Source organism: Jeotgalibaca sp. MA1X17-3 (assembly GCF_021513155.1).
Lineage (GTDB): Bacteria > Bacillota > Bacilli > Lactobacillales > Aerococcaceae > Jeotgalibaca.
The window spans coordinates 1,460,739-1,480,310 of record NZ_CP090983.1 but is presented as its reverse complement, the minus strand read 5'-3'; the positions used below and the strand labels follow the sequence as shown (position 1 = coordinate 1,480,310).

Below are 19,572 nucleotides of genomic sequence, written 5' to 3'. Positions count from 1 at the left end.
ACTTAAAATAAATTTATAAAAAGTATTGTATTATTTAAGATTTTAGTTTATGATAATTATTAAGTTAAACTTTTGTTGAAAATTTTATTTTAAAAAAAGATTAACTTCTGCTATAAAATAATAGAAAAAGGTAGGTAAAAAGAAATGAGAAATAAAATTAAACAATTGTTAAAAAAAGAAGAGGGCTTTACTTTAATTGAATTGCTAGGAGTAATTGTAATTTTAGGGCTTATTATTGCTATTGCAATTCCATCAATCGGAGGAATCGTTAAGAAAGCTGGAGATGATACAGATAAAGCTCAAGAAGCCTTGATTATAGATGCAGCACAAATGTATTTTATTCAAAATCCTGAAGATGAAGATGGACAAGTAACAGTAGATGAGCTTACTGCTGGTGGTTATTTAGAATCTAAAGTAAAAACAGATACTACAACTATTAATAAATTTGACGTAATGGAAGGCTTAGAAGCACCTAATAACTAACCAGAAAGACTCCTTAAAGGGGTCTTTCTTACTATATAGGAGAATGTTATGCATATAATCACAACCTTTATTTTTTTCATTTACGGAGTTGTTTTTGGTTCGTTTTTTAATGTGGTTGGGTTGAGAGTACCTACAAAGTCATTTTTTTCTCAATCACGATCCTATTGTGATACGTGTCAACGGACTTTGACTTGGAGTGAATTAATTCCGATTTGGTCTTTTTTACGGCAAAGAGGGAAATGTCGCCAATGTAAAGAAACTATTTCGCCGCTTTATCCCATTATCGAAGTAGCAACAGGCTTATTGGCTGGGTATACTTTTTATAAATATGGATGGAGCCAAGAATTAATTTTAGGATTATTACTCATCAGTCTGATTATTCCTTTAACTGTATCCGATTTGGTTTATCGACGAATTCCCAACCGTATCCTATTATTCTTTTTGCCATTTTTCGTGGTGTTTCGAATGGTAAATCCTCTTTCCCTTTTTGGAATTCTCTGTTAGGAGCAGTAGTAGCATTTGGCTTACTCTTTTTGATTATTCTTTTATCTAAAGGGGGAATGGGAGCGGGGGACTTGAAGTATTTTACCTTATTAGGATTTATTTTTGGAGTTTATCCATTTCTTCTGCTCTTTTTCATATCCACTCTTTACGGAACAATAGGTGGTGGGTTCTTAATGATGAGAAAGAAAGTTAATAGAAAAGCAGCCATCCCTTTTGGTCCATACATCGGATTAGCCGCTCTAACGGTATTTTATTTTGGAGAATCGATCCTTCACTGGTACTGGTCATTCCTTAGCTAATATTCAACTGATTTACAATACGGTCTTGGAGGTGAAACATGTTTTTTTCAAAAAAACCCCTTTTATATATTGAGTTGTTAGAAAGACAAATCCGTTATATTGCGGTAGATTCACAATCAAAATCGATTCTTGAAACAGAAGAAATCCTGTTTGATACGGAGATTATTCATGAAGGGAAACTGATTAATCCTTCCCTGGTTGAGAATCGATTAAAAGCACTTGTAACGGAGAAGAAATGGAAGAATGCGAAGACCTCTATCCTCTTACCGGATGATTTTATTCTGATTCGAGAAGAACAAGTTCCTTCTCAACTAAATGAGGCAGAAATAAAAGAGTACATTGATTTGCATATGAATCAGTTGATTCGTTCTCCTTTTAAACAAACAAGTTTTCACTTTGAAGTTCTAGAAAAACAAGAAGCCGAGCAAACCATTTTATTAATCCTTTATCCAAAAGAAGTCATTCATCAATATAAATTATTATTGGAAACAGTAGGGTTGAATCCGATTGTCGCAGATATTTCTTCTCTATCGATCTACCGAGCAATTCGGGAACAAGAAAAAGTAGTAGTAGATGATTCTAGACATATATTGGTATTACAGATGAACCGTAGTAGTAATTTGATTACCGTTTTTAACAAAGGAATCCCGAAATTTGTTCGTCAATCCAAACCAGATTACTTAACTGATTCGTGGGAGCTAACCGAAGAGGGAACGTGGGAGTGGAAGGGAAGTGAAGAAGCGTTTGAAGATAGTACAAATGTAATGCTTGATTCTTTAGAACGTTTCTTGGAGTTCTATCGTTATTCTGTCATGAATAAAGAAGGTAGCGTAACGGATATCTTTTTAATTGGAAATTTTACTAATTTAAAAGAGATTCAGGATCGATTATCGAAACGTTTTTATATTCCTATCAATATTTTGTCGGTTCATGAACCTATCAAATCTGCTTTTCTTCCGTTATATGGGTTATCTATAAAAACAGAGAAAAATAGTAATCCCCCCAAAATAAAACAAAGAAAAAAGAAAAAGGTGGAAAATTAAAATGTTTGAAATAAATTTTTTCGAGAAAAAACAAACAAATTTTCTTCCGTATCTGATTAGTGGAGTTTTTATGCTTCTTCTTGTTGCTGTTGGAGGTTATTTTTTTGTTTCCTATACGAGTTATATCAAAACAGATGAGGAGAATAGTGTTTGGCTTCAAGAAGCAGCGGAGCCATTAACGATTTCTCAACAAATCGAAACATATGATACTTTAACAAAACTCTTAACCGGAGATAAAACGGTATTTGAAGAAAGACAATATCCCATGGATCTGCTAGTGAAAGAGTTAGTCGCAATCGTTCCGAATCAAGATAAAAATATTTCTATCGTAAACGTAAATGAATTAAACCAAGTAACGCTTGTATTAGAAGAGTTATCGATCGATGAATTATCAAATACGATCGACCTTTTTAATGATTTGAACTATGTTACGAATACGCACTTGATTCGAATAGAAAATCAGACCACTCAAACAGGCTCTCTAGTTGAAATGCGGTTAGAGCTAGATGAAACAATTTTAAGAGAGGAGTTGGTACCATGAAATTAAAATGGAATCGCCTTTCGCTTTCTCTCTTATTAGTAATGTTTCTTGTGCTGGTTGCTGTGCTTTTTTATGGAGATCAGTATATTCTCACGACCGTAAAAGAACAAGCTGAGCAATCAACAAGTTTAGTGGATCAACAAAAAACGTTAATGGCGACCTATCCTCCTGAAGGAAATATTCTTCAAGAGTATGAGGAAAACTATGAAGAAACGTGGGATTATTTACCGGAAGGAGAAAAGGTGAATCAAGAAATGGTCGCGTTAGAAAAAGCTGCCAAAAAAGAAAATATCACCTTAAACCAAATTACACGAACCGGTGAACCACAACTGCTAGAAGATATTGGAAATTCGTATATGAAAAGTGTTTATCAAGTAGATATAACGAGTGAAAAGATAGCCGATATGCAGAATTTATTAGATAATTTACTAGATTTTGAACGTATTTGGAATGTGTATGCATTTAGTTTCCAAAAAAATGGAGAAAATAATTACCAAGGTTCATTTACTTTTGAATTATTTTACCATGTGGAAAATACAACAGCTGAAAAAGAATAACGAATAAAAACAATCAGAAAAGCGTTGTAAAGTACTGTTTACTAGTACTTTACAACGTTTTTTATTTTTATGGGAAATGTAATTTCATTTTTAAATAAAAAAGTAGGTCTCTTTATAAGAAACCCCTTTATTCATTTCGAAAATATGCTACAATAAGAACGATGAATTTATAGGGGGAAATGCTGGGATGAGTAAGAAAAAAAATAATCAAAAGCAAACAAATCGTAAAGAACCATCAAAAAACAAAGAGCCGTGGACACGTAAATTTGTTGAAGAGGAAAATCCAAAAAACAAGCAATATTCACGATCAGCTCGAAAAGCAAAAAATGATGAAGTAGCACCTCTCTATAAGGTTGTCTTTTTCTTATTTCTAGCTCTACTTATTATCCCTTTTGCAACGATTTACTGGAATAATCGAACGAAAGCAGCACCTGCTCCGCAAACTCCAGAACAAGTAATGGTCAATAAAAAAGGAACAAGCTCTTCAGATGAATCAGAGATAGATAGTCGTACGGAGTCTAAAGAAGTAGCCGTTTCAAGTTCTGAAGAACGTGAATCCAGTGATGAGTCAGTAGAAAAAGAAAGTAAGAAAGAACCTGCAGAAGTGGAGACTCCTCCAGAATCAACGGAACCAGAGGTGATTCCACCGGTTGAGCCGAATGTTCCAGAGACTCCTCCAGAAACAGAGCCTACAGAGCCTGAAGGGGAGTATACGAATACCTACACCGTACAAGCTGGAGATAATCTGTATCGGATTGCTTTAAACCATGGAATGGATTTAGAAACGTTGAAATCGATTAACGGCTTATCAAACGATGTTGCTGTAATTGGCGAGGTTTTGAAAGTTAAATAAAAAAAGCTTTAAAAATTTGGTCCGTGTTCCTTACGGGCCAATTATTTTTTAAAGAATAGTTGGAGGCATACATTGAAAAAATCAGTATCGCAATCGACGGACCTGCATCAGCAGGGAAGAGCACGATTGCAAAAAAAATTGCAGAAGCACTACATTTAATATATTTAGACACCGGAGCTATGTACCGTTCCCTTACCTTTGCGGCATTAAATAATCAGACGCCTTTTGATAACGAAAAAGCACTAGTGTCTCTGTTAGCTACGTGTACGATTGCTTTTAAAATGGAAAATGGAGTTCAAAAAGTTAGTCTGAATGATGAGGATGTAACTCAACAGATCAGAAGTATGGATGTGACCAATCATGTTAGTGAAGTTTCTTCTCATGTGGCGGTTCGCAAAGAAATGGTTCGTAGACAACAGGAAATAGCTGAAGCTGGTGGCATTGTAATGGATGGAAGAGATATCGGTACGGTAGTATTGCCACATGCCGATTTAAAGGTCTTTTTGGTTGCTTCTGCTGAAGAAAGAGCTTCTAGAAGATACCAAGAGCTAACAGCGAATGGAGTAGAGGTCTCGCTAGAGCAGTTAACAGAGGATATGAAAGCAAGAGATCATTATGATACTCATCGAACCGCTTCTCCTCTTAAAAAGGCAGAGGATGCGATTGAATTAAATACAACGCATATGAATATAGAGGAAGTAATCAACGAAATGCTTTCTTTAGTAGATAAAATTTAGAGTTTGAATACTTGAAAAGATGTATATATCTTTTTATTATATTTTGTGATAAAATCACTAATAAATCAACAATACTGGACGGTATTTAAAGAAGATGTTAAAATAGGCTTATATGGTTATACGTTTCCAAATGCTCCTCGTCTAAAATGGTTCTATACAATCAAAAACGGGAGCAACCATGAGTATGTAAGACTATAGGAGGAAAAGGTAAATGGCAGACAACAAAGAAAATCAACAGTCTAATGAAGAAGATTTAGACGTTACTTCACAAGATACTGAAATGACTTCCACACCTGTGACGGTTTCAAATCAGGAAGAAGCTGATTCAGCATTGCAAGAAGTAGCAGAATTTGAACCAGAAGATATCGAGAATGATTTGGTGCCAAAACGCACACCTGATTCAGAAAGCAGTGAACCTACAATGGATGAAATGCTCAATGCTTATCCACCATTAGAAGTAGGAGATACCGTCCAAGGTGAAGTGTTGACTATTGAAGACAACCAAGCAATTGTGGGGATCACTGGTAGTGGATTAGAGGGTGTTATTCCTTACAACGAGCTTTCTGCAAAACCGTTTGATGATATCAACGAAGTAATGAATGTAGGGGACCATATTGAACTTGTTGTAATTAAGCAAATCAAGGACAAGGAAAATGGCAGCTACTTGCTTTCTAAACGTCGAGTTGACGCGAAGAAAGTATGGAAAGAAATTCAAGAAAAGTCCGAAAAAGGTGAGTATATCGAAGCACCTGTTAAAGATGTTGTAAAGGGTGGTTTAGTTGTTGATGTAGGTGTGCGAGGTTTTGTACCAGCGTCAATGGTTGAAGATCACTTTGTGGAAGATTTTTCTGGATATAAAGGCAAGATCATGAAATTCAAAATAATTGAACTGGAACCAAGTGAGAACCGTTTAATTCTTTCTCATAAGGCAGTAGTTGAAAAGGAGAAAGAAGCTATGAGTGAAGAACGTATGGATGCATTGCATGAAGGCGATGTTGTAGAAGGAACGATTGCTAGACTAACTAATTTTGGTGCTTTTGTTGATTTAGGTGGAGTGGATGGTTTGGTTCATATTTCCCAAATTGCACACGAACACGTAAACAACCCCGGTGATGTTTTGACAATTAACGATAAAGTAAATGTAAAAATTCTTTCCGTTGATAAAGAAAGAGGACGTGTATCCTTAAGTATTAAAGAAACATTGCCAGGACCTTGGGAGTCAATTGAAGAAAAAGCTCCAATAGATAGCGTATTAACAGGAACCGTTAAAAGATTGACAAGCTTTGGAGCATTTGTTGAAGTATTCCCTGGAGTTGAAGGGTTAGTTCATATTTCACAAATCTCACATCAACATATTGCAACTCCGCAAGAAGTATTAGAAGAAGGTCAAGAAATTGAAGTGAAAGTTTTGGATGTACGTCCAGAAGATCACAGATTGTCCTTGAGTGTGAAAGCTCTTCAAGAACAGAAAAATCAAGCTCCACAAGCTTCATCTCGCAGAGAACAACAAAATTACCAAAGTCAAGAAGATGACAGTGATTCATCCTTTACATTTGGTGACGTTTTGGGAGATAAATTAAGTGGATTTAAAGTTGAAAATGAAGGCGAAGATAACGAATAAATAGTCATTCATGAGGGGACATGGATAAATGCCATGTCCTTTTTTAAGGTGTAAAGAATAATATAAAAAATAATGAAGAGAAATTTAGGGAGTGATGAAAATGCCGAATCCTGTAATTGCAATTGTAGGAAGACCTAATGTCGGTAAATCAACAATATTCAATCGACTTGCAGGTGAACGGATTTCCATCGTAGATGATATTCCCGGCGTGACGAGAGATAGAATCTATGCAAGAGGTGAATGGTTGGGAAGAACCTTCGATATCATTGATACAGGTGGTATTGATATCGCAGATGAGCCATTTATGAGTCAAATCAAACTCCAAGCTCAAGTAGCAATGGAAGAAGCAGATGTTATTCTTTTGATTACTAGTGTTCGTGAAGGAGTCACAGAAGGCGATGAGAACGTTGCTCGTATTTTATATCAATCAGGAAAACCCGTTTTATTGGCAGTCAACAAAACGGATAACCCAGAAATGCGAACCGATGTTTTCGATTTTTATAGCTTAGGGTTAGGAAATCCATATCCAATCTCGGGAAGCCACGGATTAGGATTAGGAGATCTATTAGATGCGATTGTTTCCGAATTTCCAGTGGTAGAACAAGAAGAGGAAGAAGATACTACGATTAAGTTTTGTTTGATTGGTCGTCCTAATGTAGGGAAATCTTCCCTAGTCAATTCCATTTTAGGTGAAGAACGAGTTATTGTTTCTGATATAGCTGGGACTACCCGAGATGCTATTGATACACTTTTTGAAGATCCAGATGGTGCTGAATTCCAGATGATTGATACAGCTGGTATTCGTAAAAAAGGAAAAGTAAGTGAAGCTACAGAAAAATATAGTGTGATGCGGGCATTACGAGCGATTGATCGTTCTGATATTGTTTGTGTCGTTTTGAATGCTGAAGAAGGAATCCAAGAGCAAGATAAAAAAGTTGCCGGTTATGCTCATGACGCTGGTAAAGGGATTCTTATTCTGGTTAATAAGTGGGATAAATTAGAAAAAGATAACCATACAATGAAGAATTTTGAAGAAAAGATTCGGGATGAATTCCAATATCTTTCCTATGCACCTATTTTATATGTATCGGCAATAACGAAACAAAGATTGTCGAATATACCAGAAAAGATTAAGGAAATTAGTCTATCTCAAAATAAACGAATTTCTTCTTCTCTTTTGAATGATGTTTTAATGGATGCGATCTCGAGAAATCCGACTCCTACAGATAAAGGACGTCGTTTGAAGATTTATTATATGACTCAAGTAGCCGTCAAACCGCCTACATTTGTGTTGTTTGTAAACGAACCTGAAATGCTTCATTTCTCTTATCAACGCTTTATTGAAAATCAAATTCGAAAAGCTTTCGAATTTGAGGGGACTCCATTTAGAATTATTGCTCGAAAGAAAAAATAATCTTTAGATTTTATAAAACGGCTTATAATCGTTGCAGTGATACGATTTGTATGATATCCTTTATAAGGAAGACCGGTGGTTACCACTGGTATTTCATTGCACTATTTTTGGACCACTCAAAAGTAGTTTGTCCTGATTTTGATGCTAATCAAAAAAATAAGGATACTTCTTTTTTGGCAGGAGGTGAATAGACAATATGGCAAATAAAGCTGAATTGATTGAAAGAGTTGCTGGAAAAACAGACCTTACCAAAAAGGAAGTTACAGCTACTGTAGATGCATTATTCGAAGTTATTCAAGAAGCTTTGCAAGAAGGCGAGAAAGTTCAAGTTATCGGATTTGGTAACTTTGAAGTAAGAGACCGCGCTGCTCGTAAAGGACGTAACCCTCAAACAGGGGAAGAAATCCAAATCGCAGCAAGCAAAGTACCTGCTTTCAAACCAGGTAAAGCATTGAAAGATGCAGTTAAAAAATAAATAGGTAAAAAACCGGGACAATGGTCTCGGTTTTTTCTTTTGCTTCAAACGATTAATTTACCATTAAAAACTATAAAACAGGCAATATGAGGTACAATTGCTTACACCTGTTAAAGTTTATGATAAAATGGATAAAGAAGGTCAAATAGAATAGGTGGGAACTGGAGTGAATCAAGAAGCAATTGAAATGTTTCATGCCGTACGTGAAAATAATCAAGAGGAAGCAACTTCTCTTTTTAAACAATCACTAGAAATATCAAGGATTAACCATGAATTAGAAGAGCTATCTGAGTTTGCAGAAGCGTTACATCAAGCAGGGTTTTTAGAGGAAGCTAAAACAGCGTATCTACTTCTACAAAAAATGTCTCCAGAATTAGAAGAGTGGAACTTATTTATAGCAGAAATCTACATTGATCAAAATGAACTTGAAAATGCTTTGGATACTCTTTTAGAATTTGATGAAACAAGTGAACTATATCCACATGCTCTATTGATGCTAGCAGATGCCTATCAAACGATGGGGCTCTATGAAGTAAGCGAGCATAAATTATTGGAAGCAAGTAAGCTTCTTCCAGATGAGCCTGTTATACAATATGCATTAGGGAAATTATATCAAGCGAGTGGCGAATATAAAAAAGCAATCATCATATTTAAAAATTTGATCGAAGCAGACACGCAAGATTTATGGGCGGAAAACTTACAAATTTTATTAGCAGACGGCTACAATGCCATTGGGAATTTCGAAGAAGCGGTTGACTGTCTAGAAGTAGTTTCGGATGAAGAACATACATCAGATAGTCTTTTTCAATTAGGATTCGCCTATCTACAATTAAAAGAATTCAATCGTGCTAGTCAAATCATAGAAGATTTATTAGAAAAAGATCCTCATTATATGAGTGCCTACTTGTATCTATCTAATGCGTATCAAGAGCAGAACCTTTTAGACAAAGCATTAGTAGCAATCAATAAGGGGATTGAAGTTAATCCGTATCAAGCAGAATATTATTTAGAAGCTGCAAAATTATTTTTGAAATTAAAAGATGAACCAAAAGCAAAAGAACAAATAAATAAAGCGATAGGATTAGAACCAGAATTGACAGAAGCAGTTTTATTAAAAGGTGATCTATTATTGGAACAAGAAGAGTATGAAGAAGTAATTGAATTCTTAACGAGTCCTGTTATCCTCGCGTTTCCTGAACAAGATTGGCAACTAGCAAAAGCATATAATGGTTTAGAAGAATTTGAAAAGTCAGCTGATTACTATCAAAAGGCTTATCAAGTTCTCTTCGATGACCTGAACTTTTTAGAAGATTACATGAACTTTTTGCAAGAAGAAGGAAATATAAAAAAACTTCAACAAGTACTTGAACTTGCTTTAGCAATTGATCCAGAAAATGAGCTTCTTTTTGAACGAAATGAAAGAATGTTGAGTGAAGATTTCTAATCAAAGCGGAAGGGGCGGGAACATGTTGCGACCATCATTGGAAGAAAAAAGAAGTTTATTACTTGGTTTATCCAAAACTATCAATTAAAAAGAAGAGAATCTTTGTGGATTCTAAACTACTTGTTGAATCATGAAGTATTATTGAAAAATATTCACTTTGTAGAAAATATTGAAAGTACGAATAGGGGAATGGGATTGGCATCCTTAGAAAGTCCCAAGGAAGCTTTTGTTTACTACAAGGACGGAAAACTTTTTGATGATCCAGAACAAGCCTTTCATGATTTAAGACTAAATTGGAAAGAAGACTTTTATTTAGAACTATTCTTTCAAAAAAGTTATCAATCTTTGTCAGCATTTGGTGTATTAGAGGATAACCCCTTTGAAAAGGATGAAATCTCTTTTGACCCTGAGCTTGAAGAACGCGTTGATGAATCATTAAATAGATTGGCTCTAAGAGAGAGAAAACAGCATTTACTCCAATTAATTGATTCAGCCCTCGTTGATAAAGATGAAGCGAAGTTTAAAGCCTACACAGAAGAACTAAAAGAAATAGATGATAAAAAAATGATATGAATTATCAAGGAGCCATTGATAATGGATTGGAATAAAGATGATTAATATTCAGAACATACCCGAATTCAAAAAAGCAATCCCGTTAATCGATAAAATTGAACAAGCAGGCTATGAAGCTTATTTTGTAGGAGGTGGAGTGAGGGATACCTTGCTTCACTTGCCGATATCAGATGTAGATATTGCAAGTAGTGCCGTTCCGGATGAAATACAGCGTATTTTCCCGATAACGTTCGATGTAGGGATTAAACACGGTACAGTGATGGTATTACATGAGAAAATGACGTATGAGATTACGACATTTCGTACAGAATCAAAATACGAAAAATTCCGACGACCTGAAAGTGTTCACTATGTTCGAAGGTTGGATGAAGACTTAAAGAGGCGAGATTTTACAATCAATGCGATTGCTCTTAATCGAGATGGAATGTTAGAAGATCCATTTGATGGACAAGAAGATATCGAAAAGAAATTGATTCGTGCAGTAGGTAATCCAATGGAGCGATTTCGTGAAGATGCGTTGCGGATGATGCGCGCCGCTCGCTTTATTAGTCAACTTGGCTTTGATGTTGAAGAGGAAACCAAACAAGCCGTAAAAGATTATCATCCTTTATTGTCTAAAATAGCCGTGGAACGAATTCGAGATGAATGGGCAAAATTATTAGTTGGACGAAATAGAAAAGGTGGAATTAAGTTTTTTGTTGAGACAAGATTGTTTCAAGTATGTCCAGGACTTCAAAATCGAGAAGAAAGCCTGATTGATTTAGCTCTATTTCCAGTCCAATTTCAGTCACAGTTGATTGCTTGGACCATTCTTCTTTATTTTTTAGATATTCGTGAAGAAAAGGTAGAATCCTTTCTAAAAGATTGGAAACTTTCAAATAAAGAGATACGAGATATCAAGAAGGCTTATCTTGCACTCCATCATCGATTGAAAAAAAGTTGGGATCACCATATCTTATTTGATACGGGCATTGAAATTGCTCTAGAAGTGGAAGAAATGGTAAATGGTTTTGGAATGGTAGCCGATGTCAATCAACTCCTTTCCCTACATAAAACCATGCCCATTTATACAACTCGTGATATAGAGACAAATGGGAAAGATGTCATGGAAATTCTTGAAACGCGTAAAGGTGGCCCTCATTTAGGTGTTATTTTGGAAGATGTTAAAACCAACATTCTAGCTGGTAAACTAAAAAATAATCAAGCAGAAATAAAAGCATACATTATGAGAAGGAAATCTATTTATATGGATGAAATTCAAATCGATGAGTATGTCGTAAAAAAAGAACATACGGCAGCTTTTTTAGGATCAGGTGAGTTGGATGTATTGGCGTCACCCGCTTTGATTGCATTTATGGAAAATAGTTGCAAAGAAATGTTGAAGAAATTAGTCTTACCAGAAGAGACTTCTGTAGGAACTTTTATTAGTTTGGAACATCGTGCGCCCTCTGCAGTAGGCGCAAAAATTAAAATTGAAATAAAAACTAAGGAACTTCACCGAAATAAATACTCGTTTTCTCTTGTTGCAAAAGAAAATGATCAATTAATTGCGATTGGGGAACACACTCGTTCTGTTGTAAACCGAGAAAAGTTTATGGATAAATTACTGTAGGTAATGATTTCTAAGACAAGTGAAATTTGTTAATTAGCTTTGATTATAATTGGAATTATGGTAAAATATTCACAATAATGAAAGGTAGGAGAATTAAATGAAAAAAGTAATGGCAGCTCTTAAATTTACATTTAGAAATGGTGAAACATGGACTATAAAGCGTGAAAATGTTGGAGACTTGTGGATTAAACAAGTTACAACTAGTTATGGAAGAATTGGCGACAGTAATTTCCAAGAAATTCATCCATGCGAATCTCTACGTATCGAAATCCGTCCAGAAGCAGATCATGTTAACTCAAATGATATCAACTTAGGTGGAATTGAAGCGGGTATGTTCAGTCGTGTTGGAAAATATCAAGATATCGAAATGATGGATATCATGTACACAGATGAAGATCACCCTAAATCTGACGTAATTGTACAAAGTGATACAATTTACTTCCCATATCTTGCATTAGATACAGATGGAAATGATAATAAATATCAGACTTCCCATATTTCAACTGACAATAGTCTTTATATTGTGATTGACCCAGATAAAACAGTTGAAGATATCTATACAGACATTACTTTTAACTAATCATATAACTGATTTTTTAATATTTTTTGTGACCCGTCTACTTGGACGGGTTTTTCTTTTTGTTGAAAAGGTATAAATATTCCTTTATTTTTAGTAAAATAGAAGAGTATGAATTAGGGAGAGAATTGGGGTTTTACGAAATATGAAGGATCAGCAAAACATTTATGCGGTTATTGATTTAGAAACCACTGGATCAAGCTACAGGAAAGGGCATCGGATTATTCAAATAGGAATTACGTTCTTACAAGATGATCAGGTGATGCAAGAATATGATATTACCGTAAATCCCGGTCACTCTATTCCACCTTTAATCGAAAATTTGACAGGGATTACTAATAGAGATGTTCAATCAGCTCCTTATTTTGAAGATATCGCACCTTATGTTTACAATCTTATCCAAAACTGTATTTTTGTTGCACATAATATTGCATTTGATTATCGCTTTTTAAATCAAGCTTTTCAAGATGCAGGGATGCCCGAATTGGAATTAAAAGGGATGGATACAGTTGAACTTGCAAAAATTCTTTACCCTTCGTTAGAGAGCTATCGTCTTTCAGATCTATCGCAATTATTTTCTTTAAGTCATCCTGGAGTTCACGATGCAGCTGGGGATGCTCACGCAACAGCTGAATTATTTCTGTTTTTAAAAAAACGAGCAGTCCATTTACCTATTGTTACTTTGGAAAAACTTTGCTTGTTATCAAAACATACACAAAAGAATAATCAGGATTTTTTGGAAATGTGCCTAGATAGAGCAAGAGAAAAACGAGAGCCGAAACCAGCTGCGATTACGATTACAAATGGGGTGGCTCTTCGTACAAAGAATATTTCTTTTGAACAGACGAATTACCGATCAAAAGAAAACGTATTTGAAGAATTATCACGAGATGAGTCATTCTTTCGAAAGTTAGGATATACAAAAAGAAAGAATCAAATGGAAATGATGGCAGGGGTAATGGATTTTCTTTTAAACGAAGATCAGTACGACTTAGCGATAGAAGCTCCGACAGGAATTGGAAAAACACTGGCCTATTCATTACCAGCAATCCTCTTAGCTAATCCGGATAAAAAAGTAATTATATCTACTTCTACACTTCTTTTACAAGAGCAGCTTTTAATGCAAAGTTTAGAAAAAATAAAAAGTGGATTACCTTTTCCTTTCCAAATGACTTCTTTAGTAAGTAAGAATCATTTATTGAATTTAGAAAAATTTTCTACACTAGATTTTGAATTCCTTTCTGATACAGAGGCTTTAGTTGTGATGAGTATATATGTATGGTTAACCGAAACGGACACGGGGGACCTATCTGAACTTAGCCCCAGCCACCAAGTTGGAGGACTACTCGAAAAAATCCGTTATCATCAAGAAGAAGTCCGTACAAGTAAGAAGTGGAAAGAGGAAGACTTTTACGTGTATAGTCAGTTAAAAGCTAAGCAAGCTAGTATTTTAGTAACGAATCACGCATATCTATCCCATCATATTGAAGACTTTAATGACTTTGGTTCCAAGGAGAACCCCATTTTAATTATAGATGAGGCTCATCGATTGCCAACCGTCTTTCAAGAAAAAGAAAAAATAATATTCTCATTGAGTTCTTTAAATAGGAAATCATTGAAAATTTCTGAGGATACGCGATCGTATCGAGAATACTTGGAAAAAAATGCTATGCAATCATTTCCACAATATGAATTAATTAATCTGGAGTTTGCATTGGAACAATTTCATAACGAACTAACAGAATTAGAGCAATTATTTTATACGGAAATAATTCATGTACAGGAACAAAACAATAAGAGTAAACAAAAAGAAAATAAGGTATACATCGATTCTGAACAATTTATTAGTCTTAAAATTGAAAGAACCCTCAATAGAATTGCACGCTCCATGAAGGAAGTAGAAATGGCAGGTTCTCGCTATACCGATTTAGAGCAAGGTTCTGAAGGTCCTTCCTTTCATAATCGCATGCGTCTGTATCTTCAGTCTTTACAAAAATTAAGTGAAACCTTAAGACAGTTGAAAGAAGTAGCGGAGAGTGACTATTACTATTTACAGTACCAAATAGAAAACAGTACGTTTGCTTGTGAACTTGTCAAAGCAAGTTTTAATCCAGGAGAAAAGCTCCAACAACAATTTCGAGAAAACTTCCAAAAGGTTCTGTATATAAGTGCGACACTCTTATTGGAGTCAGATGTCGATTATTTTTCTAGAAAAATTGGGGTTTCTCATCTACCTTCTTTAGTCTTCCAATCACAAATTGTGAAAGATCAAGCTGAGTTGGTTATTATGGTCCCAAGTAATCTCGCTCCAGTTCCACAAATCAATCAACAAGAATGGATTCGACTTGTATCAGATTTTATTTGTGATTTAACGGAAGAAACAAACAAAAAATCTCTCATTCTTTTCAATTCGCATGAGGTTTTGGAAAAAGTGTATCTGTATTTAAAAGAAAAAAGACATTTCGAAAATACAGGAACAGAGATGCTTGCACAAGGTTTCTCTGGAAGTAGAAGAAGAGTTCATAAACGCTTTTTAGAAGCCGAGCAGGCAGTGTTATTTGGCACAGGAAGCTATTGGGAGGGGATTGACTTCCCAAATCATCCAGTAGAGTTGCTTGTCGTAACTAGACTACCGTTTCTTTCTCCAGGAACTCCAACCAACCTTGCAATGAAGAAATATTATGAGAACACAGGGAGAAGCGCTTTTCAACAAGAATATCTTCCTCTGATGATGACTCGTTTTATTCAAGGAATCGGAAGAGTCGCTCGAAGCGAAAAAGAAAAAGGGATTGTTATTTGTTTAGATAGTCGACTCGTGCATAGTTCCTATGCACGACAAGTTCAAAAAATGCTTCCTACTCATGTCCAAGTAAAAGAATTGCCCTTGCCAGAGATACCTGAAGAGGCAAAAAAGTATTTTGAAAAATAAAAAGAGTCATTCCCATTTACGATTAATTTGAGTATGATAGAATAATAAATGAATAAGAGTGGAATATAAAAGGGAGAGGGTATTTCAATGAAAAGAAAATTTACAATTGCTTCTATCTTTTTGCTTTTCTTATTAATTGTCAGCTCCTATACTATCTTTTTCCGCTCTCAACAACCACTCGTACAAGCTGAAAAAGAAGCAAAAATAATTGCGCAAGAACTAGCAGGTATTGAGGATGTAAAAGATTTCTATTGGTATAATGGATCCGAAGAAACCTATTTTACAGTGGAAGGATTTACCGAAAATCTAGATCATTTTTATGTCGTCATCAAGCAAGATGGAGGAGATACGCTTCTTTTAGATGCTGATGCAATAGTTACCGAAGAAGAAGCGAAATCAATCTTGCAAGCGGAAAAAGAACCATTTAAAATCCTGGAAGCACGTATTGGTATTGAAACAGAGGATCCTTTTTGGGAAATAGCTTATAAAAATGAAGATGGCTCGATTGGCTATTTTTTAATATCTGTTTATACGGGTGAAACCATTCGTGAGTATGAAAACATTTAAAACGAGGTGAATAAAATGGTACGAATTTCCAAACGAATGTCTTTAGTGGCAGAATCTCCAACATTAGCAACTTCCACAAAAGTAAAAGCAATGAAAGCAAAAGGTGCGGATATTATTAGTCTGACAGTAGGAGAGCCGGACTTTGAAACTCCCAAAAATATTCGTGATGCTGCCATCCAAGCAATTCAAGAAAATAAAGTGAATCATTATACACCGAGTGCTGGAATTTTACCGTTGCGGCAAGCAATCATTGATTATCATCAAGAAACAGATGGAGTTCAGTACGAATTAAATCAAGTGATGGTTTCTGACGGAGCTAAAAATGCGCTTTATACTTTATTTCAAGTGATATTAAATCCTGAAGATGAAGTAATCATTCCATCTCCCTACTGGGTTAGTTACACTGAACAAGTAAAATTAGCAGGTGGGAAAAATATCTTAATTGACGGTGTACCCGAAAATAATTTCAAAATATCGTTAGAGATGTTGGAAAAACATCGTACTAATAAAACGGTTGCGATTATTTTGAATTCTCCTAATAATCCAACGGGTGCGGTTTATACGGAAGAGGAATTAAGAGAAATAGGCAATTGGGCAGTAGAACATAATATTTTGATTATTTCAGATGAAATATATTACCGTCTTTGCTACCATCAACAAGAAGCGGTTTCCATTGCTTCTCTTTCAGAAGAAATTAAAAATCAGTCGATTATTATCAATGGTGTCTCTAAAAGTTATGCTATGACTGGTTGGAGAATTGGATATGCAATGGGAAATCAAGAAGTGATTGGCAAAATGATTCAACTAGCGAGTCATTCTACTTCTAATCCTGCATCTGTTAGTCAATATGCAGCTTTAGCAGCTCTAACAGGAAATCAAAATTTTGTAAATGAAATGAGAGAGGAATTTGAGAAACGGTTAGATTATTTCTTTCCGCTTATTGAATCGATTCCTGGTTTTCAGGCTACAAAGCCCCAGGGAGCCTTTTATATATTTGTAAATGCAAAGGAAGCAGCGACCATGACCGGTTATTCAACTGTCTCTGATTTTGCTCTTGGACTTTTAGAAGAAGGACATGTAGCGGTTGTTGGTGGAGATGGCTTTGGCTTTCCTGATTATGTTCGTATTAGTTACACATTAAATAAAGAAAACCTAACAGAAGCAATCAAACGAATAAAGCAATTTATTCAGTTGAAATCAAATAGAAATTGACGTGAAGGGGTAATAAAGTTGAATCGAATAACAATGAAAAATGCAAAAGAATATGTAGGAAAAGAAGTAGAAATTGGAGCATGGATTACGAACAAACGTAGCTCTGGAAAGATTGCCTTCCTACAACTACGAGACGGAGATCACTTTTTCCAAGGAATCGTAGTAAAAAATGATGTAGGAGAAGAGATATTTGATGTAGCAAAATCTCTTACACAAGAAACATCGGTTATCGTTCAAGGAATTGTACAAGAAGATACCCGTTCTAAATTGGGTTTTGAACTATTGGTTCAAAATATAACCGTAGTTGGTGAAAGTCATGACTATCCGATTACACCGAAAGAGCACGGAACTGAATTCTTGATGGATCATCGTCATTTATGGCTTCGTTCTAGTAAACAGCACGCTATTATGAAAATTAGAAATGAAATTATTCGCGCGACGTATGAGTTTTTCAATGAGGAAGGATTCCTTAAAGTTGATCCACCCATTTTAACGGGAAGTGCTCCTGAAGGAACTACTGAATTATTCCATACAGAATATTTTGATCAAGAAGCTTATCTATCACAAAGTGGACAACTATACATGGAAGCAGCTGCAATGGCTTTTGGAAAAGTCTTTTCTTTTGGTCCTACTTTCCGTGCAGAAAAATCTAAAACACGCCGTCATTTAATTGAATTTTGGATGATGGAACCTGAAATGGCATTTATGCACCAAGATGAAAGTCTAGAAATACAAGAAAAATATGTAAGTTATTTAATTACCTCTGTTTTAAAGAATTGTGATTTGTATCTAGACACTTTAGAAAGAGACAAAGAATTATTAAAAAAATATACACAGTTACCTTATGACCGAATTAGTTACGATGAAGCGGTTGAGTTGCTACAAAAGAATGGCTTCGAAGATATTAAATGGGGAGATGACTTTGGATCTCCTCATGAAACCTTTATTGCCAATCAATCAGACAAACCAATTTTCATTTTAAACTATCCAAAGAGTATCAAACCTTTCTACATGAAAGAACATCCTGATCGTGAAGATGTTGTTCTTTGTGCAGATATGATTGCTCCAGAAGGATACGGTGAAATTATCGGTGGTAGTGAACGTGAAGTTGACTATGAAAAATTGAAAGATCAAATTGTTAAGTTTGGTTTAGATTCAGAAGAATATAGTTGGTACTTAGACTTACGTAAGTATGGCTCTGTTCCTCACTCTGGATTTGGTTTAGGATTGGAAAGAATGGTAACTTGGATTTCAGGAACGGAACATATTCGTGAATCTATCCCATTCCCACGTCTTTTGAATCGTATTTATCCATAAAAAATCGTAACAAAAAGGAATTAAAAAAGAATGGAGTGGTAGCAAATTTTTGCAACCATTCCATCTTCTGTTTTATATGAAAGAGAGGCGAGGTTAACGTGGAAAAAGTGTGGGAAATGTGGCTAAAAGAAGGTCAAACGGTTGTTCATAATGTTTTACTGGCTAACTATACTTCAGTTGGATTAAATGAAACCGAACTGATTTTTGTCATTCAGCTGCAAAGTTATTTAGATCGAAACATTTTATTTCCGAATATTAATACCATCGCAAAACGTATGGGGAAAGAAGATGCAGAGCTTTTTTCAGTTTTACATAGTCTTATTCAAAAAAGTATTATTCGAATTCAAACTGAAAAAGATGAAACTGGTAAGGTTTCCGATCAATATTCTTTAGAACCTTTATATAAAAAGTTAAGTATGCTCCTATCAAAAGAACAGGAGCATGTAAAGAGTACCGAAAATGAGATAGATTTATTAAGTATCTTTCAACAAGAGTTTGGAAGATTATTAACGCCTATTGAAATTCAAACAATCAGTGATTGGTTAGATAAAGATCATTATAAAAAAGAAATTATCTTAGAAGCTTTGAGAGAAGCCGTATTAAATCAAAAATATAACTTGAGATATATCGATCGAATTCTATTATCTTGGGAAAAGAAAAATATACGTACTCCAAACGAGATTAAACAAGAGAGTAAAAAGTTCTCCGATTATCAAGCAGGAATCCCCTCGAGTTCAAATACGGAACATGTTCCTCTATTTAACTGGCTAGAACCTGATTCTGAATAAGTTTATACAAAAAGCCAGTGCTGATT

General features: G+C 35.0%; 19 protein-coding genes and 1 pseudogene. All 20 read left to right on the top strand.

Annotation, left to right across the window (positions count from 1 at the left end; translation table 11 throughout):
• The first annotated feature begins 144 nt into the window (after positions 1 to 144).
• The 20 genes and pseudogenes from LZ578_RS07355 to LZ578_RS07265 all read left to right on the top strand — a co-directional run bounded on the left by LZ578_RS07355 (position 145) and on the right by LZ578_RS07265 (position 19,546).
• Complete coding sequence (locus tag LZ578_RS07355) at positions 145 to 483, top strand: type II secretion system protein (RefSeq protein ID WP_235144542.1); 339 nt, start codon at positions 145 to 147, stop codon at positions 481 to 483.
• Positions 484 to 531: 48 nt separating this feature from the next.
• Positions 532 to 798, top strand: a pseudogene (locus tag LZ578_RS12710) (prepilin peptidase); the annotation flags it as partial.
• 17 nt (positions 799 to 815) lie between these two features.
• Positions 816 to 1,286, top strand: a complete 471-nt coding sequence (locus LZ578_RS07350; protein ID WP_235144541.1) for an A24 family peptidase — start codon at positions 816 to 818, stop codon at positions 1,284 to 1,286.
• A 38-nt stretch (positions 1,287 to 1,324) separates the two neighbouring features.
• Entirely contained in the window at positions 1,325 to 2,329 is a 1,005-nt protein-coding gene (gene pilM / locus LZ578_RS07345; protein WP_235144540.1) for a type IV pilus biogenesis protein PilM, read from the top strand.
• A 1-nt stretch (position 2,330) separates the two neighbouring features.
• Positions 2,331 to 2,870, top strand: coding sequence for a hypothetical protein (locus tag LZ578_RS07340; protein WP_235144539.1), 540 nt, complete (start codon positions 2,331 to 2,333; stop codon positions 2,868 to 2,870).
• Positions 2,867 to 3,427 carry a hypothetical protein gene (locus LZ578_RS07335; RefSeq protein WP_235144538.1) on the top strand — a complete coding sequence of 187 codons (561 nt, stop codon included), beginning with the start codon at positions 2,867 to 2,869 and terminating at the stop codon, positions 3,425 to 3,427. Before LZ578_RS07340 ends, LZ578_RS07335 begins: the two co-directional genes overlap by 4 nt.
• Before the next feature lie 187 nt (positions 3,428 to 3,614).
• Entirely contained in the window at positions 3,615 to 4,280 is a 666-nt protein-coding gene (locus LZ578_RS07330; RefSeq protein WP_235144537.1) for a LysM peptidoglycan-binding domain-containing protein, read from the top strand.
• Positions 4,281 to 4,339: 59 nt separating this feature from the next.
• On the top strand, positions 4,340 to 5,017 hold the full coding sequence (gene cmk, locus LZ578_RS07325) for a (d)CMP kinase (protein ID WP_235144536.1): 678 nt from the start codon (positions 4,340 to 4,342) through the stop codon (positions 5,015 to 5,017).
• 421 nt (positions 5,018 to 5,438) lie between these two features.
• On the top strand, positions 5,439 to 6,638 hold the full coding sequence (gene rpsA / locus LZ578_RS07320; RefSeq protein ID WP_235146421.1) for a 30S ribosomal protein S1: 1,200 nt from the start codon (positions 5,439 to 5,441) through the stop codon (positions 6,636 to 6,638).
• 100 nt (positions 6,639 to 6,738) lie between these two features.
• On the top strand, positions 6,739 to 8,052 hold the full coding sequence (gene der, locus LZ578_RS07315; RefSeq protein ID WP_235144535.1) for a ribosome biogenesis GTPase Der: 1,314 nt from the start codon (positions 6,739 to 6,741) through the stop codon (positions 8,050 to 8,052).
• 196 nt (positions 8,053 to 8,248) lie between these two features.
• On the top strand, positions 8,249 to 8,527 hold the full coding sequence (locus tag LZ578_RS07310) for an HU family DNA-binding protein (RefSeq protein WP_235144534.1): 279 nt from the start codon (positions 8,249 to 8,251) through the stop codon (positions 8,525 to 8,527).
• A 166-nt stretch (positions 8,528 to 8,693) separates the two neighbouring features.
• Entirely contained in the window at positions 8,694 to 9,971 is a 1,278-nt protein-coding gene (locus LZ578_RS07305; protein WP_235144533.1) for a tetratricopeptide repeat protein, read from the top strand.
• A 102-nt stretch (positions 9,972 to 10,073) separates the two neighbouring features.
• Positions 10,074 to 10,544 (top strand): YpiB family protein, encoded by a 471-nt coding sequence (locus LZ578_RS07300; RefSeq protein ID WP_235144532.1) that lies wholly within the window; start codon positions 10,074 to 10,076, stop codon positions 10,542 to 10,544.
• Positions 10,545 to 10,581: 37 nt separating this feature from the next.
• Positions 10,582 to 12,156: a CCA tRNA nucleotidyltransferase gene (locus LZ578_RS07295; protein WP_235144531.1), complete on the top strand. Its 1,575-nt coding sequence runs from the start codon at positions 10,582 to 10,584 to the stop codon at positions 12,154 to 12,156.
• A gap of 97 nt (positions 12,157 to 12,253) precedes the next feature.
• Positions 12,254 to 12,736: a hypothetical protein gene (locus LZ578_RS07290; protein WP_235144530.1), complete on the top strand. Its 483-nt coding sequence runs from the start codon at positions 12,254 to 12,256 to the stop codon at positions 12,734 to 12,736.
• 142 nt (positions 12,737 to 12,878) lie between these two features.
• A complete protein-coding gene (locus LZ578_RS07285; protein ID WP_235144529.1) occupies positions 12,879 to 15,662 on the top strand; it encodes a helicase C-terminal domain-containing protein in 2,784 nt (927 codons plus the stop codon).
• An 87-nt stretch (positions 15,663 to 15,749) separates the two neighbouring features.
• Positions 15,750 to 16,229, top strand: a complete 480-nt coding sequence (locus tag LZ578_RS07280) for a DUF5590 domain-containing protein (protein ID WP_235144528.1) — start codon at positions 15,750 to 15,752, stop codon at positions 16,227 to 16,229.
• A gap of 15 nt (positions 16,230 to 16,244) precedes the next feature.
• Positions 16,245 to 17,441: a pyridoxal phosphate-dependent aminotransferase gene (locus LZ578_RS07275; protein ID WP_235144527.1), complete on the top strand. Its 1,197-nt coding sequence runs from the start codon at positions 16,245 to 16,247 to the stop codon at positions 17,439 to 17,441.
• Positions 17,442 to 17,474: 33 nt separating this feature from the next.
• Complete coding sequence (gene asnS / locus LZ578_RS07270) at positions 17,475 to 18,758, top strand: asparagine--tRNA ligase (RefSeq protein WP_396326737.1); 1,284 nt, start codon at positions 17,475 to 17,477, stop codon at positions 18,756 to 18,758.
• Between the two features lie 98 nt (positions 18,759 to 18,856).
• Positions 18,857 to 19,546, top strand: a complete 690-nt coding sequence (locus LZ578_RS07265; RefSeq protein ID WP_235144525.1) for a DnaD domain protein — start codon at positions 18,857 to 18,859, stop codon at positions 19,544 to 19,546.
• Positions 19,547 to 19,572: the final 26 nt, after the last annotated feature.